A 16,351-nucleotide genomic window follows, 5' to 3' on the forward strand; every position below is an offset into this window, starting at 1 on the left:
TCATTCAGCCCTGCCACCCATCCAGCCGGGCCCACCCATCCAGACAGGCCCACCCATCCAGACAGGCCCACCCATCCAGACAGGCCACCCGCTCAGGCCATGGTCAAAATTGTGCATGGGATTCGGTGACGCGCCGAGAGACGGCACCGAATCCGCGGATTTCCCTCGTTTGCCGGAGATCGCGTGCACAATTTTGGAGAGCAGTTCGCGGTTACCCCTCGATATGCTTCGCTACTCGGGGAACTGGGCCCGCTCGCTACTCGGGGAGCGGGCCCGCTCGCTACTCGTTGGGCAGACCCTGCTATGCCATAAATTCGTCGAGGGATGCGCTGCCCGGCCCCGCAGGAATCATCGGCGCATCGATTTCGGCGCGTTCGAGCAATTCGATCATCCGGCGTTCGCGACCCGGCTGAACGAGCGTCACGACGATGCCGCGGTTGCCCGCGCGGCCGGTGCGGCCCGCACGGTGCAGGTAGGTCTTGTATTCGTCCGGTGGATCGGCCTGCACGACCAGTCGCACATCGTCTACGTGGATTCCGCGCGCGGCCACGTCGGTGGCGACCAGCGCATTTACCTTGCCATTCGTGAACTGCTCGAGGTTCGCGGTGCGCTCGGGCTGGGAGAGATCCCCGTGCAACGCCACCGCCGCCACCCCGTGCGTGCGCAAGGCGACCGCGAGATCTTCCGCACCGGCACGCATCCGCCGGAAGATGAGCACCCGCCCGCCCGAGCCCGCGAGCTGGGCGAGCACCGCTTCGCGTTCGCGACGTTCGACGATCAGCACGCGATGCTCGATCTCACCGACCGCATCCTCATCGAGTTCGTGCACGGCCGGGTTCGGCATATAGCCGGCGACCAGGCCGAGGACCGCGGCATCGAGCGTGGCCGAGAACAGCATCCGCTGCCCGGTGGGTTTGGTGAGGTCGAGGATGCGTTCCACCGGTTCGATGAAGCCCATCGCGCTCATCTCATCAGCTTCGTCGAGCACCGTGATCGCGATTTGTGAGAGGTCAAGGTGACCGCGGCGTTCGAGGTCTTCCACGCGGCCGGGTGTACCGATGACGATATCCACACCCCGCTTGAGCGAGGTGTTCTGTTTCGTGTAACCGACCCCGCCGTAGATCTGCGTGGTGAACAGGCCGAGGGCCCGGGCGAGTGGCTGAATCGTCCGGTCGAGCTGCAGTGCGAGTTCGCGGGTGGGTACGAGAATCAGCGCGAGGGGCGCGCGACCGACGCCCTTTTTCCGCTTGCCGTGCATCCAGAACAGGCGCTGCACAAGCGCCGCCCCGAAGGCAATCGTCTTCCCCGAGCCGGTGCGACCACGGCCAAGCACGTGTTTGCCGCCGAGCGCATCCGGAATCGTCGCGACCTGAATTGGAAAGGGCTCTTCCGCACCGATTTCCGCGAGTGCCTCGACGAGCCGCGGGTCAAGCCCGAGGTCTTCGAAGGAGACGCCCTCGGCATCGGCCGCGGTGGTGATATTCGCTTCCAGTCGCTCGAAGACGCGATCCTCGAGCGGCTTGCGGCTAACGACCTCATCCGCGTGCCGCCCGGTGCGCGCATCGTCGAGCCCGTTCGACCCTTGACCGGAACGCTCCCGCCGCGGCCGCGCCTTCGCGGACTCCTCGCGGGCCTCGGGCTTGACGCGCGGGCGCGGCTCGCGGTCAGGGGTCAAGCGTGGCGATTTGGACGCGCCGCCTCGGGAAGCCGCACCCCGTGGTTGCGCGTCCCTTGACCGTGCATCCTTCGACCGTGTCTCCTTCGACTGGACATCTCGTGACTCAGCGTTCCGCTTTACTGCGCCCCGACCAGTAGCGGGACGCCCCGCACCAGCCCGACCTGTACCAGCCTTGCCAGCGCGACCCTTGCCGCCTTTGCCTGCATTTCCGCGCGGGTCGTAGTTCCTGGGCGCCTTGTAGCCGCCGCCTCGTTTCGCCATTCGGGTTATTCCACCAATCCGGTTCCGCGCAGCCTGCCTCGTTGCGCCACTCGCGACGAGTTACTCGCCGCTCAAGCGTTCCCTCAACTATCAACGGTACCGCGCTCACATCATGCTGGCAGGGCGCAGCCATCAATTGTCTAGGCGGTTCTTCCAATAACCGGGTTCGCGACGTTGATGCGCAAACGCCAGAATCATTACTTCTCGAGCTCAGTCATCTGCGCAAGTCGTCCAGGAGCGTTCTCGCCTTGGCGCGAGTCTGAGCAAACGTCGTCAACTCAACTTCGCCGCCCATAACTTCGTCGAAGCGCGAACTTATCTCTTCGCCCCAGGCCTTGTCATTATCGGAATCCTCGACCGGACTCGCCTCTTCCGTGCCCATAAATTGAATGTACGACTGCAAACCGGACGGTAGCTTGCTTCCGTGAAAGTCTCGAGAACTACTCCACCAGCCCCGACTCTCGGAGCCTTGCCTCGTTGCGTTCCGTTCGACGCCGCGCGCGCCGCTCGAGCGCACCTTCGACGACGACGTACAGCGCTGGCAGCACCACGAGCGTCAACAGCGTCGAGGACAGCAGACCGCCGATCACCACGATCGCCATCGGCTGCGAAATGAAGCCGCCGTGGCCGGTGATACCGATCGCCATCGGCACGAGGGCAAGAATCGTCGCGAGCGCCGTCATGATGATCGGCCGGACACGCCTACTACCACCCGCAAAGGTCGCCTCCCGCACCGTCAGGCCTCGACCGCGGTACTGGTTCACGAGGTCGACCAGCACGATCGCATTCGTCACGACGATACCGATCAGCATCAGCACACCGATCAGCGAAGCCACCCCGAGCGGAATCCCGGAAGCCACCTGCAGCAGAATCGCGCCGGTCGCGGCGAAGGGAATCGAAATCAACAGCAGGAACGGCTGCAGCAGGCTCTTGAAGGTCGCGACCATCACGATGTAGACGATCAGGATCGCAGCAAGCAGCGCCAGACCAAGCTGCGCAAAGGCTGCCTGCTGGTCGGCCGCGGTGCCAGCGAGTTCGGCGGATGCACCAACCGGCAGCTCGACGTCGGCAAGCGCATCCTCGATCGCGGCACTCAGGCCACCGAGGTCCGCGCTATCGGTCGACACCGAGATATCCACATACGGGGTGCCAGAGGATGCGTTGATCGCGACCGGCCCATCGACCACCTCGATCTCGGCGAGGTCGCTCAGCGGCACCGTGCTTGCGCCAACCTGGATCTGCAAGTCTTCAAGCTCGGCGACGCTGGTGGGAGGTTCTTCGCCACCCTCGAAGTAGATGTTCATCGCTTGCCCGTCGAGCATTACTTGCCCGACTTGAATCGGCTGCAGCGCCTGGGCGATCTGCCCACCGATCGCAACCTCGCTCAGCCCCATGCTCGCGGCGGTGGCCTGGTCAATATCGAGCCGCACGAAAGGCCGCGTCTCGTCAAGGTCACTCACCGCTTGGGTGACGTTCTCCACACCTGCGATTGCCGGGACGACCAGGGCTTCCGCTTCCGCAAGCACCTCAAGGTCGGGCGCCGAGACTCGTACGGTCACCTCATCGGTGAAGCCGCCACCGGCATACCCCACCGTGACCTCACCCAGGTCTTCACGCGCTTCAAAGACCTTCACGAGCTCAGCCTGCAACGCATCCGCGTCGGCGGCCGGGTCAACCGTAATCGAGAACTGCGCGGTCGAGGCACCGCCACCAAACATTGCCAGCAGCGGGTCGGAGCCGTAACTCAGCTGCACAAGCTCGATCTCCTCGTACTCGTCGAGCACTGCCTCCACCTCGGCCGCCTCATCGCTCATCACCTCGATGGATGCGTTGGCCGAGAGCTCCTGAGAAATCGTGAAGGTATTTTGCCCGGCAGAGCCGAGGAAGTTTGTGGTCAATAGCGGCACGGTCGCGCCGGTGCCAATGAGCACGAGCAACGCTCCCGCGAGGGTCGCCCAGGGGTGACGAATCACTCCGCCGAGGACCGGTTCAAAGATGCGCTGCAGCCAGTTTCGCGGCTCGGCCTCAGCCTGCTCGAGCGCGGCTTCGCGCTCGGCCATAGTGACGTGGGCGTAGGCGGTTGAGAAATATTCCGGCGCAGATTGCTCCTCGGCCGCCGCATCCAGCCCGACTGATTCATCCGTCTCGGCAGCATGCTTACCCGCACCCGACATTGCCGGAACGAGCCCGCGTACCTTCGAGCCGCCCATGAACCAGTAGCCAAGTACCGGCACGATCGTCAGCGAGACAATCAGCGAGGCGATCATCGCGAGCGCACTCGTGAACGCGAAGGGTCGGAAGAGTTCGCCCGTGATATCCGCGACGAACATAATCGGCACGTACACCGCGACGGTGGAGATGGTCGAGGCGGTCACGGCCGAGGCAACCTCGCGCACGGCTTCGGCGATCACGCCCACTCGTTCGCGCCCGCGCAGGGCCGCGGTGGGATGCAGCGAAAGGTGACGGCGGATGTTTTCGACCACCACGATCGAGTCGTCCACCACGCGACCGATCGCAATGGTGAGCGCCCCGAGGGTGAGCATATTGAGCGAATACCCCGCGAACTGCAGGCCGATAAAGGTGACCAGCAGCGAGGTGGGGATCGAGATCGCGGTGATGATGGTGGCGCGGATCGACAGCAGGAACACGAAGATCACCAGCACCGCGAAGAGCAGCCCCAGCAGCCCCTCGTTCACGAGCGTGTCGATCGACTGCACAATAAACGGTGCCTGGTCGACACCGACAATAATGCTGATGTCATCACCGGTCGCCGCGCTGAGTTCTTCTTCGAGGTCAGGCAGCGCCGCCACGACCGTCTCCGAAACCTCAACCGTATTTGCATCCGGCCGTTTCGTGATCGAGAGGGTCAGCGCGTCCTCACCGTTCACGCGCGAGATCGAGGCGACCGGGGCGTAATTGCGTTCCACGTCGGCGACATCGGCAAGCGTTACGACCTCACCGTCGGCGCCGAGCTCGGCTCCGAGCACCGGCATTTCCGCGAGGTCGTCCACGGATTCGAGGACGTGCCCGGCCTGCACCGTGAGGGTCTCACCGTCCTCGGTGATCTGCCCGGCCGGGACTAGCACGCCCGCGTTGTCAAGGGTGTCGGTAATTGCATCCATCGACAGCCCGTTGGCCACGAGCGATTCCATATCGGGAGTGATCGTGATTCGCTCGGAACGGTCGCCGTAGAGATCAACCGCCCGCACGCCCTCGAGCGAGCGCAGCTCCCCCACCGTCTCCACGCGCAGGTACTCCGCCACTTCGATCGGGTCACCACCGGTCACCGCGAGCTGGATCACCGGCAGATCATCCACTCCGCCCGACATCACGCTCGAGTCAGCGTCCTCCGGCAGCTGCCCGTCAATGCGATTGAGCGCCTGTTGGATGCGCTGCTCGGCATAGACAATGTCGGTGCCGTAGGTGAAGCTCGCGAAGACCATCGAGGATCCAGCGCTCGAAACCGTGGTGGTTTCTTCAAGCCCTTGCAGACCCTGCAGCGCCGATTCGATCGGCCCGGTCACGTCGCTATCGACGATTTCGGGGGATGCGCCGGGGTACGTCGTGATGACCGACACCTGCGGCAGCGAGATCGACGGGATGAGCTCCTGCTTGAGCGAAGTCATCGACGTCACCCCGAAAAAGGCAATCGTGATCGTGACGAGCGCGATCAGCGCTCGGTTGGTCAGGCTGAGTTGGGCGAGACGATGCACCTGTTGATCCTGTCACTTTCTACGGTGTGACGCAGCACGCGGTTGATTTCAGTGGATGCACAGCTACCGCTCAGTGCGAAAGCTTGCCTCGATCATAACTCGCGATATATCGTGAATTATCGCGATATATCGCGTCTTCGTTGACGTGCTTGCCCGTCCTGATCTTGTGGCAAGAATCTGGCGCAGCGAAGGCTTTAACGACGAACTGGAGTACCCCGTGGCCATAGAACAGTGGCATGTCGACACCCCGAAGACCATCGACCTTGAACTCGTGCGCCATGTGCGCGTTAACATGATGGGCGGCTCGGTCAACATCATGTCCCACAACCTCCCCTCCACTCGGGTTGAGGTCTCCGCGGTGACCGGTCGCGACATGAAAATCGCGATCGACGGCGACACCCTCATCGTCGACCACCCACAGCTTGGCTGGGGCTCGCTCGGTGCTTCAGCGCGGACGCTCGTTGACCCGCCGAAGGCAACCGTGAGCATCCTGATGCCGAAATCCGTCAGCGTGAACGTCAAGGCGACCAGTGCCGACGTGCTCGTGACCGGTGTGGATGGCGATATCTCGATCACCACAATTGGCGGCGAGCACTTCCTCGATGGCACCACCGGCAAGCTGCAGCTCACCTCCGCTGGCGGCGAATTGAGCGTGCGTGGCCACCGCGGCACGATCGAGGCCCGCACCGCGACGGGTGATGTCACCGTGACCGGCCCGATCACGAGATTCGATGGCAATACGATTTCCGGTTCGACCGTGATCGACGTTGCCGGGGAGGATGCTTCGCCCAGCTCGATTGCGCACGCATCGGTATCGGGCGCCGTAACGGTGCGACTACCGGAAACCACGAATGCGAGCTACCAGTTTGCGACGGTTGCGGCGAAGGCGCAGGTCGGCGACGTCATTGTTGAGCCGCAGTACGGCAAGATGGTCCGCTACGAAGCGCCGATTCCGGGTGAGCCGATCACCGAGGTGAAGCTCAACACCGTCGCCGGGCGCATCACCGTGCTCGGTGGCCTGCCCGTCGCCGAGCGTGCGGAGGCTGGCACTGGCGCTACTGCAGATGCTGCTGGTGCTGGTGCTGCTGCTGGTGCTGGTGCTGGTGCTGACGCAACCGGTACTGCGGGCGACGCCACCCATGCATCCGCAAATACAGCTGCCAACGCATCGGGCAATGCAACTGCTGACGGTGAGGCCCAATCCGCTGCCTGGACCGTGCCGCCGAACCCAAACATTGATCTCTCGCAGGCGCCGCGTCCGGAGGGGAATATCGTGCCGCCGATTCCCGGAGCCGCAGACGTCCCCAACCCCAGCACTCCACCCGCGGGAACGCACACCGCTGCCGGGCCGATTCAGAACGCAAACCTGACCGATGAGTCAGACCTTACGAGCGCTGCGGGAGCAAGCCCTGCCGAGTCAAACACCGCCGAATCAAGCACTGACTCAACAGACGGCACCAACACAGACAGCGAGAACCAGCGATGAACCCACCAGTATTCGGTCACGGTGAGCTCCGGCTGGTGCTGCTGACCCTCATCGCAAGGGAACCTCGCCACGGCTACGACCTCATCCATGCCCTCAACGACCACTTTGAGGGTGACTATTCACCTTCGGCGGGCACCATCTACCCGCGGCTCGCGAAGCTGCAGGAGGAGGGCCTGGTCACGAAGACGCAGGACGGCCGCAAGACCGTCTACTCGATTACCGAGGCAGGGCTCCGAGAAGTCGAGGAACGGCGCGAAGACTTCGAGCGGATTACGACCGAGCGCACGGATACGGTTCGCACCGTCGCACAGTCGGCACGCGCTGGTCTTGCTCAGGCTCGACGCGGGCTTCGAGAAGAGCTCGAGCAAATCGCGACGCAGGCTCGTACGGCTGCCGAGGCGGCACTGCTCCGCGAGCGAGCAGACGCCGAAGCGCAGACCGCGGCGAAGGCCGCGGCGGATGCGGAGGCCAAGGTCGCTGCTGCGGAACAAGCCGCGAATGAACGCATTGCTCAGGCTGAGCAGCGCGACCACACGCGGGTCGGCGCCACTGGGGATGCGGCTGGCGAAGCACATGGCCAAGCAAGCGCCCCGGACTCTGCACCGACGGCTGAGCCTGGTCCCACGCCAGATACCGATCAGGCACCAGAGTCGGGGCAGGCGTCAGAATCGGAGCAGGCGCCAGAGCCGGATCCGACAGTGCTGCGCGCCCAGTTCGTGCGTCGGGTTGATGTTGCGCTGCAGCAGTTCCGGATGGAGCTACGACAAGACGCGCGCGAAGCGAATCAGCTCGGCAGCCTGGACGAGGACACCGTAAGCGAACTCGAGACGCAACTGCGCGAACTTCGCCGGCGCCTCGGCTCGCTGCTACGCGTGCACCGGTAGTCGCCAAGTCGCCAACTGCTGGCCGCCGCACCCATGCTGCTTGCGTGCAGGACTGCACCAGCGGTAGTCAAGTCTGTGCCGCTGGCAGTCATGTCCAGACCTCTGGTAGTCAGGCGTGCACCGGTAGTAGCGTGGCGGGGTGAGTTCTCAACCACCAGCTGACGAACAACCGGAGGCCGCGGCAGGTACCCCGGTTGTCGAACCGACACCAGTCCCCGATCTCTTGCGGAACGCGGGACTGGTGTTTGTCGGCGGTGGGCTCGGTGCGCTGACACGCGCTGGGCTGATCGAACTCTTCCCCGCGAATGCCTCGTCCTGGACGGTGCTTGCGATCAACCTTGTTGGTTCCTTTATCTTCGCCTGGCTCGCCACCGCGCTCCTCGCCCGGCACCGGCGCATCCTGCTGTTCTTTGGCACCGGTTTTCTTGGCGGCTTCACCACGTATTCGACACTTGCGCTCGATCTTGCGTCGCGCGTGATCGCCGCGGACTACCTGGGACTCGCGCTACTCGCGGTCTTTTCGCTCGCTGGCGGTGTTGCGCTTGCTCGGCTCGGTTGGCTCCTCGGTCGGATGCGCCAAGACAGCCAGTCTCACGGCAACGATTCTTCTGGCCCGGGCGACATCGACTTGCCCCCGACTGTGCCGGGCGGAACGGCGGTGGCTCCGTGAGTGTTGAACTTCTTCTGGGCATTGCCGTGCTCGGTGGGCTTGGCGCGGCTTGCCGTTATATCGTCAGCACCCTACTCACGGAGCGCGGGAATTGGTCGGGCCCTGGTGCCATTGCGGTGGTGAACGTGGTGGGGTCCATGGGGTTGGGTATCGCCGTGGGGCTTGCCTTAGAAGGCCCCGTCGCCGCGTGGCTCGCGACCGGATTCTTCGGCGGCTTCACGACCTTCGGCACCGTCAGCCTCGACATTGTTCGGCTCGCACAGTCAGGTAAGCCCTGGCAGGCGCTCTGGTACTCCGTCGGTCAGCTCGCCGTCGCCGTACTCTTCGCGATCGCCGGAGCGCTCCTGTTCACGATGCCCCCGCAGTAGTAATCCCCGCTCCTACCCCACGAGGCGGTCAATCACATCCTCACTGACCTCAATTGCCTCATCGAGGGCTTCCTCCGTCTCAATACCGGGGCCATACCCAAGGAACGCCACCCGTTCATCCCGTCGCGACCAACTGCCGCTGATCTTGGGCGTCCCGCCCGCATCCCGCAAGTGCAGCGGCGCCAGGTGCCGCGCCGATTCGCGGCCACCGGTTGCCCAGATCACCACGTCGACGGGTTCAGTCGTACCGTCACAAAACTCCACACCGAACTCGGTGAAGCGGGTAATCGGCCCACGCGACTGCAGCGTCCCGCGGCGGATCGCGTCGAACACCTCGCGAGTCATCGGCAACCCCCGCACCGACACATCGCTCGGCATCGGTTTTCCCCGCGCCGCCAGTCGCTGCACGCGGCGGCGTGACGCCAACCCCAACTGGCCGACTGTCAAGCGACTCTCGCCGTGGATGGTGAATCGCGGTGGTCGATGAAAATCAGGCTCGCGACGGGTCGACCACATCGGCACTACTCCGAGCCGTTCGAGCTCAAGCACAATCGACACCGAAGTTCGGCCGCCACCGACGACCAGCACGCGCTTGCCCACATACCCGCGCAAACTATCGATCAATTGCGCGTGCACCTTCTCGCCCTTGAAGCTGTTGAGCCCGCGATACCAGGGCACGAACGGAGTCGTCCAAGTGCCAGTCGCATTAATCAGCACGAGGGTTTCAATGGTCGTGCGTCGGCCATCGGGATGCTCAACCAGCACCCGAAGCTCCGGCCGTCGCGGGTGCGCATCCACCCGCACCACACGCAAAGAATGCGCAATATAGAGGTCATAGGCATCCTCATAACCGCGCCAAATCTGAGGCACCACGTCACGGGTGAGCGACGCGGGATCGACATCCTCAAAGCTCAACCCGATCTCCGCTTGCCCGGCCAGATCTACGAGTTCACCGCTGCGCAGCCCTTGCTCGACCGTGTAGAAATCCCAGGCTTGGCGCCATGTCCCACCCGGCCCGGGCTGCGCATCCAACACGATGAAATCCCGCAGCGGCTGCTGACCCAGTGCTTTCAACGAATATGCTGCGGTGAGCCCGGCAGCGCCCGCGCCAATCACAACGGTGTCGATTCGCTGCAATTCGGACATCGGATTCCTTATTTGATTCGTTGAGGGGACAGAGTGCAACCGCACGACCTTGAGGCTCCACCGGATCCAATATTGAGGATACTGGGCATCGGTTCGCAAACACCGTCGCAACGTGTCGTCATGGTAAACTCGCGCTCAAGGATTTCATCATCATTGGTGGCCGGTTGACTCATGGCTCGACCGGCCCGCGAGCTATTGAGGGGGTTACGCATATGGGGCGTGGCCGTCAGAAGGCAAAGCACACGAAGGTCGCTCGGGAGTTGAAGTACAACGTTCCCGAGACGAACTACGAGCAATTGCAGCGTGAACTGCAGGGCTCTTCGCCTGCTTCGCACGAAGAAGACGAGCTTTCGAAATGGTCTGAATACCTCGACGACGAATCCGCCGAAGAGGACGCTGAAGACTACGACCACCGTCGTTTTGCGTAAGTTCTAGCGACTCAATGGAATCGCTCCAAGCACCCGGGGTAGGTATCGCATTCGTCCTCGGGCTCATTCTCGTGCTCGGCAATTTCACCGCGATCCTCTCGATCCGCCTCGCCGTGCTGGGGCGCATCGCACCCGACACTATGGCGGGCATCCGCACGAATGCGACTCGGGCGACACCGGACTCTTGGGACGCCGCACACCGCGCGGCCTGGCCGTGGGCACTCGTGCTCAACGGCCTGGCCGCAATTGGTGGTGTCGCGGTTATGGCGACCGGAAGCACCGTCACACCGTTCTTGACCGCGGCGGGTTTCGCGGTCATCTTCACCATCGCGGGAGCCCTCGCGCAGATCATCGTCGGCCATCGCGCCGCGACGCGCGTGCTCAACCGAAAGTAAGCGTTAGGCGCGAGACGCACACCGGCCGCGCGCGTACAGCCGACGGCTTGGAACCGCATCCTGGCCGACGCACCTAGTCGAGCGTTTCCTCTGCGGCAGCCACCGCATCCGCGTGTGCATCCCGCGCCTTTTGCCAGCGCAAGGCGAGCACTGGCAGCGTCACGAAGCACGCGGCGGCGATCACGAACAACGCCACGATCGCCGTCACCACCAGCCCATCGCTGACGTGATCGGCAAGCCAATAGTGCAGGTCACGGATCGAATCCGCGAGCTTACCGCTGCGGCTTCGTGCCGACCCTGCCCAGCTGTAGTTCTCAAATCGATAGTTATACGCGGCGGCGAGGTGAGCGCCATAGAACCCAGCGATCACCATGATCACGCTCGCCGAAATTGCCAACCGACGCAGGCGTTTCTTGGCATGATCCAGCGAGCGATCAGCGGCTTCGATGGCCGCGACCGCCCGCTCGAGCTTGGCATCGTCCGTCGACGTGGTGATTACTCCGCGTAGCTGCCGACGAGGCGCACGGCACCGCCGTCAACGCCCTTGGCGCCCTGTTCAAAGCCTTCGAAATCACGCGCTGCGGTCGAAACCTTGCCGGCGATCCAACCGTCCAAGCCTTCTTCCTTGCAGGCCGCGAGCACCGCATCCGCCTGCTCGGCCGCGACGATCGCGAACATGCCGACACCGAGGTTCCAGGTGCCTTCCATGTCCTCGAGACGAGCGCCCGCGAGGTCGGTGAGCACGCGGAATACCGGCAGCGGTGACCACAGACCGCGGTCGAGCTCAACCCAGGAGCCCTGCGGGAGCACGCGCGCGAGGTTCGCGGCGATGCCGCCGCCGGTCACGTGCGAGAAGGCGTGAATTGCGCCGTCGAGTTCGGGGCGGCGAAGGATGCGCACAAGCTCGCCCGTGTAGAGCCGGGTCGGCTCAAGCAGTTGCTCGCCCCAGCTGCGGCCAAAGTCTTCTGCCTGGTCGGCGTAGTTGATGCCGTTGTTTGCGATGATGCGGCGAACGAGCGAGTAGCCGTTCGAGTGGAAGCCGGAGGCCGCAAGCGAGATGATCACGTCGCCGTCCTTGACCCGCTCGGCGCCGAGCACGCGGTCGGCGTCAACCACACCCGTGACCGCACCGGCGACGTCGTATTCGTCGGGGCCGAGGAGGCCCGGGTGCTCGGCGGTCTCGCCACCGGTCAGTGCGGTGCCCGTCGCGGCGCAGGCCTTTGCGATACCTTCGACAATCGCGGCGATGCGCTCGGGGACGACTCTTCCGCACGCGATGTAGTCGGTCATGAACAGCGGCTCGGCGCCCACGACGATGATGTCGTCGACGACCATACCGACGAGATCCTGGCCGATCGTGTCGTGCTTGTCGATGGCCTGCGCGATCGCGACCTTGGTGCCCACACCGTCGGTCGAGGTCGCGAGCAGCGGCTTGCGCATCCCGAGCAGCTTCGAGCCGTCAAACAGACCCGCGAACCCGCCAAACCCGCCGAGCACCTCGGGGCCGTGCGTTGCCTGCACGGCCTTCTTCATGAGTTCAACGGCGTGGTCGCCAGCTCGGGTGTCGACACCGGCGGATGCGTACAGGTCGCGTTCTTCGGCCACGGCCACTCCTCTCGTCGAGAAACCGAGGTTTCTCGTCATAAAACACTGCCGCTAAGCCTAGTCGGTTCCCGAGTAGCCGTAGGCGTATCGAGGGACGGTTCCCGAGTAGCGCCGTTGCTATCTCACCCAGCCGGGCCTCCGCCTCCTCGAGCCGTGCCGATCGCACCGAGACGGGGTGTTCAAACAACCCGGCTCGGCGATTGCGACCTGTCTCGGCGATAGGCGAGCTCGAGGTTGCTCAGCCTCGCGGGGCACAGAGGTCAGTCGACGAGGCGGGAGCGGATGGCGATCAGCTCGGCTTCTGTCATGCCGGCATCGATGAGGTCCGCCCAGGGGTCGAACTCTTCGAGCTGTTCGACCACGGCCGATTCGATCGTGTATCCCTGTTCGGCGAGACGGGCGGCGATTGCTTCTGCGCGATCCGGAAAATCGAGGCGCTGGAAGAACGGTCCAAGCTCACGAGCACTCACCGCATAGTCGGCCGCAATTGCCGAGGGCTCAACCTCCGCGAGCGCGAGCAGAGCGAATGTCAACAGCCCCGTACGGTCCCGGCCAATCGCGCAGTGAAACAGCACGCCTCCTGGCGACGCCGCAATCGCGCGCAACACCGCAACCACCCGATGCGGTTGCTCTTTGATCACCGGTCCGAAAAAACGCGGCGACCCGAGCCGGCCCTCGGCAGCCAACCGTTTCCAAAACTCGATGTCTCCGGTCGCATCCAATGGCACCCGTACACCGAACACCCCATCCGGCAGTGGTGCCTCCGGCGACGGTGGAACTCTGTGAGCATTTGCCTGAGCTTCATTCTCATTGCGCGGTTTGAGCCGCGTCTCGAAGTCGTTGCGCAAATCCAGCACCGTCTGGAAGCCGCTCGTACCCAGGGCCTCGAGCCCATCATCCGTCGCAAACCGCAGGTCAGCCGAACGCGCGAAACGGCCAAACTTGGTTTCCCCGCCGCCAATGCGCGGCAAGCCGCCGAGATCCCGCGCGTTATAGAAACCGTCCCAGCTCAGCTTTCGATGTTCCATCCCACCATTCTGCCTGCCCCAACCTCAACCGACACCCCGCGCACCGAACGCGAGCAGCGCATCCGAACCGGGCGACTCGCGCGCCGAGCCGGGTGCCTTGCGCGCCAAGTCGGGTCGCTCCGACTGGCCCGGGGTGTTCTAACAGCCCGGCTCGGCGTAATAAGCACGGGTCGGCGTCGCACCACCCCGCTTCGCCGCATCCGCGACAGCAATCAGCTGCGAAAGCTGGTACCCGAGTAGGCCGGGAAGTGACAGAATGGTGAACTGTCCCAAATTCTTCAGCCAAGGGAGCACCATCAACCGTGTGCGGCATCGTCGGTCACGTCTCTTCATCCCCCGTTAACCAGCAAATCTACGACTCGCTCCTGCTCCTGCAGCACCGCGGTCAAGACTCCACCGGCATCGCTACTGCGGCGGGTGACACCTTCCACACCGTCAAGCGCAGCGGCCAGGTCCGCGAGGCCTACCGCACCCGTGACATGCGCACACTGATTGGCAACGTCGGCATCGGCCACGTTCGCTACGCGACTTCGGGCGCCAGCACCGAAGACGAGGTGCAGCCGTTCTACGTGAACGCGCCCTACGGCATCCTGCTCGTCCACAACGGCAACCTCACGAACACCCGCGAGCTCACTGACGAACTCTTCCGGGTGGACCGCCGGCACCTTAATTCCTCGAGCGACACGGAGTTGCTCCTCAATGTGCTTGCAAACGAACTCCAGCAGTCGATCAGCGGCGCGGACCTCACCACGGACGTCATCTTCGACGCAGTCGCGAACCTGCACAAGCGAGTCGAGGGCTCATACGCGGCACTCGCGATTATCGCCGGTCACGGGCTGCTCGCCTTCCGCGACCCCTTCGGTATTCGCCCGCTGGTTTTGGGCCGACGGATGGGTGAGGATGGGCGTGACGAGTGGGTGGTCGCATCCGAGTCGCTGGTGTTGACCGCGTTCGGCTATGACGTCGAACGCGAGGTGGCGCCGGGTGAAGCGATCTTCATCGACACCACTGGCAAGATGACTTCGCGTCAGTGCGCTACTGAAACGCGACTTGCGCCCTGCTCCTTCGAATACGTCTATCTCGCTCGTCCCGACTCGGTCATGAACGGTATCTCGGTCTACGACACCCGGCTCAACATGGGTGAGAAGCTGGCTCGCAAGGTCGAACGGGAGATGGATATCTCCGAAATTGACGTGGTCATGCCGATCCCCGACTCCGCGCGGCCGTCGGCCATGCAACTCGCGCACACCCTGGATCTGCCCTACCGCGAAGGCTTCTACAAGAATCGGTACGTCGGCCGAACCTTCATCATGCCGGGCCAGGAAGTGCGCAAGAAGTCGGTGCGTCAGAAGCTCAACGCGCTCGAGCGTGAATTCGAGGGCAAGAACGTGCTGCTCGTGGACGACTCGATCGTGCGCGGCACCACTTCGAAGCAGATCATCGACATGGCCCGCGCGGCCGGCGCCAAGAAGGTGTTCTTTGCATCCGCTGCCCCCGCGGTGCGATACCCGCACGTATACGGCATCAACATGCCGACTCGCGCGGAACTCGTCGCCTCTTCTCGCACCACCGAAGAGGTCTGCAAGGTCATCGGCGCGGACAAGCTCATCTTCCAGGACGTCGACGACCTCTTCGACGCAATCACCGTCGGCACCGACCTCACCGAGCTCGACATGTCGCCCTTCACCGGCGAGTACGTCACCGGCACGGTCTCGGACGAGTACCTGGCCTACCTCGAGGCTAACCGGATTTCCTAGCGGGCCGGTTTTGGCTGCAGCGCCAAGCGCGCTTGGATAGCTGTCGTTGGTGGCGGCTGGCGGTACTGCCAGTCGCCACCGTCTTTTACCGTGTTTCTGCGTTTTTGCGAGCTGAGCCGAGGTTGCTGACCCTCGAGCCGGGTTCGTCGGTTATCGAGCCAGGGTCGATAACCCTCGAGGTGGGGTGGATGCACTGAGCCGGGTTGTTCTATCAACCCGGCTCAGCGCAAAGTACCCGGCTCGCTCACGCCAAGCCCGGCTCGCTCATGCCAAGGCCGGGCTCGACTCAAATGTTTCGGTTAGCGGCTGCCGTTATTGTCACTTGAGGCATCGTCGTGGCCCTCGGCTGCATCGCTTTGAGCGTCGGCAGCATCGCCGTGGCTGTCCGTAACGTCGCCGCGATCACCGTCGAGAGCTTCTTCCTCGGTCTCCGGCGCGTATCCCAATTCCTCCGCTTCTTCTGGAACCCGCTCGAGCAGCACCCGCTGGGGTTCGCCGCGGCGAACCATGAAGAAGTTCACAATTAGCCCGATCGCGAGGGTAATCACCACGACTAGCGCAGTGAGGAACACCGCGAGGAAGCCGAGCACCTGACCGCGCGAAAACTCTTCGTGCTCGGGCAGGAACATCGCAAAGATAAAGCTCAGCACCAGGCCGAGCACAATTCCGAGCGTGAGCCACCCCTGCAGGCGAATTCCCCGCCGCACTTCAGCCACCGTAAAGTCTTCCGGCTTGCGGATGCGGGGCTGGTCGGGGTCATTCGGCTCGGTCGCTGCGGGGTCAGTAGACATAGGAAACATTGTCTCATTTATTAGTACGCCGAATTTTCGGGGCGCCTCCGCCGGTTTGGATTTTGTACGACTCCATGTGCGGCCCCTTCGAGGTGCATTTACCCCAAACACTCTCTGGGCGGAGTCGCGCAAAACTAAATC

The 16,351-nt window shown here is 63.7% G+C and carries 16 protein-coding genes and 1 pseudogene; 7 read left to right on the forward strand and 10 right to left on the reverse strand.

Going from position 1 to position 16,351, the window contains the following annotated elements:
* Positions 1–301: 301 nt before the first annotated feature.
* The 4 genes and pseudogenes from F8O05_RS15375 to F8O05_RS10260 all read right to left on the reverse strand — a co-directional run bounded on the left by F8O05_RS15375 (position 302) and on the right by F8O05_RS10260 (position 5,652).
* A complete protein-coding gene (locus F8O05_RS15375) occupies positions 302–898 on the reverse strand; it encodes a helicase-related protein (RefSeq protein ID WP_449727776.1) in 597 nt (198 codons plus the stop codon).
* A pseudogene (locus tag F8O05_RS15380) lies at positions 887–1,939 on the reverse strand (DEAD/DEAH box helicase); the annotation flags it as partial. The pseudogene F8O05_RS15380 and the gene F8O05_RS15375, both read right to left, overlap by 12 nt.
* 214 nt (positions 1,940–2,153) lie before the next feature.
* Positions 2,154–2,321 (reverse strand): hypothetical protein, encoded by a 168-nt coding sequence (locus F8O05_RS14815; RefSeq protein ID WP_192497130.1) that lies wholly within the window; start codon positions 2,319–2,321, stop codon positions 2,154–2,156.
* A 58-nt stretch (positions 2,322–2,379) separates the two neighbouring features.
* On the reverse strand, positions 2,380–5,652 hold the full coding sequence (locus F8O05_RS10260) for an efflux RND transporter permease subunit (RefSeq protein ID WP_158052656.1): 3,273 nt from the start codon (positions 5,650–5,652) through the stop codon (positions 2,380–2,382).
* A 166-nt stretch (positions 5,653–5,818) separates the two neighbouring features.
* Between F8O05_RS10260 and F8O05_RS10265 the strand changes: the two genes are divergently transcribed.
* The 4 genes from F8O05_RS10265 to F8O05_RS10280 all read left to right on the forward strand — a co-directional run bounded on the left by F8O05_RS10265 (position 5,819) and on the right by F8O05_RS10280 (position 9,060).
* A complete protein-coding gene (locus F8O05_RS10265) occupies positions 5,819–7,138 on the forward strand; it encodes a DUF4097 family beta strand repeat-containing protein (RefSeq protein ID WP_158052657.1) in 1,320 nt (439 codons plus the stop codon).
* Complete coding sequence (locus F8O05_RS10270) at positions 7,135–8,022, forward strand: helix-turn-helix transcriptional regulator (RefSeq protein ID WP_158052658.1); 888 nt, start codon at positions 7,135–7,137, stop codon at positions 8,020–8,022. The genes F8O05_RS10265 and F8O05_RS10270 overlap by 4 nt, the downstream gene beginning before the upstream one ends.
* Positions 8,023–8,161: 139 nt before the next feature.
* Positions 8,162–8,692, forward strand: a complete 531-nt coding sequence (locus tag F8O05_RS10275) for a CrcB family protein (RefSeq protein ID WP_158052659.1) — start codon at positions 8,162–8,164, stop codon at positions 8,690–8,692.
* Positions 8,689–9,060, forward strand: a complete 372-nt coding sequence (locus F8O05_RS10280; protein WP_192497131.1) for a CrcB family protein — start codon at positions 8,689–8,691, stop codon at positions 9,058–9,060. Before F8O05_RS10275 ends, F8O05_RS10280 begins: the two co-directional genes overlap by 4 nt.
* A 12-nt stretch (positions 9,061–9,072) precedes the next feature.
* Here F8O05_RS10280 and F8O05_RS10285 read toward each other — a convergent pair whose 3' ends face one another.
* Positions 9,073–10,206 (reverse strand): NAD(P)-binding domain-containing protein, encoded by a 1,134-nt coding sequence (locus tag F8O05_RS10285; RefSeq protein ID WP_158052661.1) that lies wholly within the window; start codon positions 10,204–10,206, stop codon positions 9,073–9,075.
* Between the two features lie 212 nt (positions 10,207–10,418).
* Between F8O05_RS10285 and F8O05_RS10290 the strand changes: the two genes are divergently transcribed.
* Positions 10,419–10,634, forward strand: a complete 216-nt coding sequence (locus tag F8O05_RS10290) for a DUF3073 domain-containing protein (protein WP_158052662.1) — start codon at positions 10,419–10,421, stop codon at positions 10,632–10,634.
* Between the two features lie 14 nt (positions 10,635–10,648).
* Positions 10,649–11,029 (forward strand): SdpI family protein, encoded by a 381-nt coding sequence (locus F8O05_RS10295; protein ID WP_158052663.1) that lies wholly within the window; start codon positions 10,649–10,651, stop codon positions 11,027–11,029.
* Positions 11,030–11,102: 73 nt separating this feature from the next.
* Here the strand turns inward: F8O05_RS10295 and F8O05_RS10300 are convergent, their stop codons facing one another.
* From F8O05_RS10300 to F8O05_RS15180, 4 genes are all read right to left on the reverse strand, one after another.
* Positions 11,103–11,426, reverse strand: a complete 324-nt coding sequence (locus F8O05_RS10300) for a hypothetical protein (protein WP_158052664.1) — start codon at positions 11,424–11,426, stop codon at positions 11,103–11,105.
* Between the two features lie 98 nt (positions 11,427–11,524).
* On the reverse strand, positions 11,525–12,634 hold the full coding sequence (gene purM, locus F8O05_RS10305) for a phosphoribosylformylglycinamidine cyclo-ligase (protein ID WP_225735847.1): 1,110 nt from the start codon (positions 12,632–12,634) through the stop codon (positions 11,525–11,527).
* 260 nt (positions 12,635–12,894) lie between these two features.
* Positions 12,895–13,662 carry a tyrosine-protein phosphatase gene (locus tag F8O05_RS10310; RefSeq protein ID WP_158052666.1) on the reverse strand — a complete coding sequence of 256 codons (768 nt, stop codon included), beginning with the start codon at positions 13,660–13,662 and terminating at the stop codon, positions 12,895–12,897.
* Between the two features lie 138 nt (positions 13,663–13,800).
* Positions 13,801–13,935, reverse strand: a complete 135-nt coding sequence (locus F8O05_RS15180; protein WP_263970300.1) for a hypothetical protein — start codon at positions 13,933–13,935, stop codon at positions 13,801–13,803.
* A gap of 29 nt (positions 13,936–13,964) precedes the next feature.
* Between F8O05_RS15180 and purF the strand changes: the two genes are divergently transcribed.
* Positions 13,965–15,419: an amidophosphoribosyltransferase gene (purF, locus tag F8O05_RS10315; protein WP_158052667.1), complete on the forward strand. Its 1,455-nt coding sequence runs from the start codon at positions 13,965–13,967 to the stop codon at positions 15,417–15,419.
* Positions 15,420–15,718: 299 nt separating this feature from the next.
* Here purF and F8O05_RS10320 read toward each other — a convergent pair whose 3' ends face one another.
* Positions 15,719–16,210: an ABC transporter permease family protein gene (locus F8O05_RS10320; RefSeq protein WP_158052668.1), complete on the reverse strand. Its 492-nt coding sequence runs from the start codon at positions 16,208–16,210 to the stop codon at positions 15,719–15,721.
* Positions 16,211–16,351 lie beyond the last annotated feature (141 nt).

This window comes from Gulosibacter chungangensis (genome assembly GCF_008831155.1).
Lineage (GTDB): Bacteria > Actinomycetota > Actinomycetes > Actinomycetales > Microbacteriaceae > Gulosibacter > Gulosibacter chungangensis.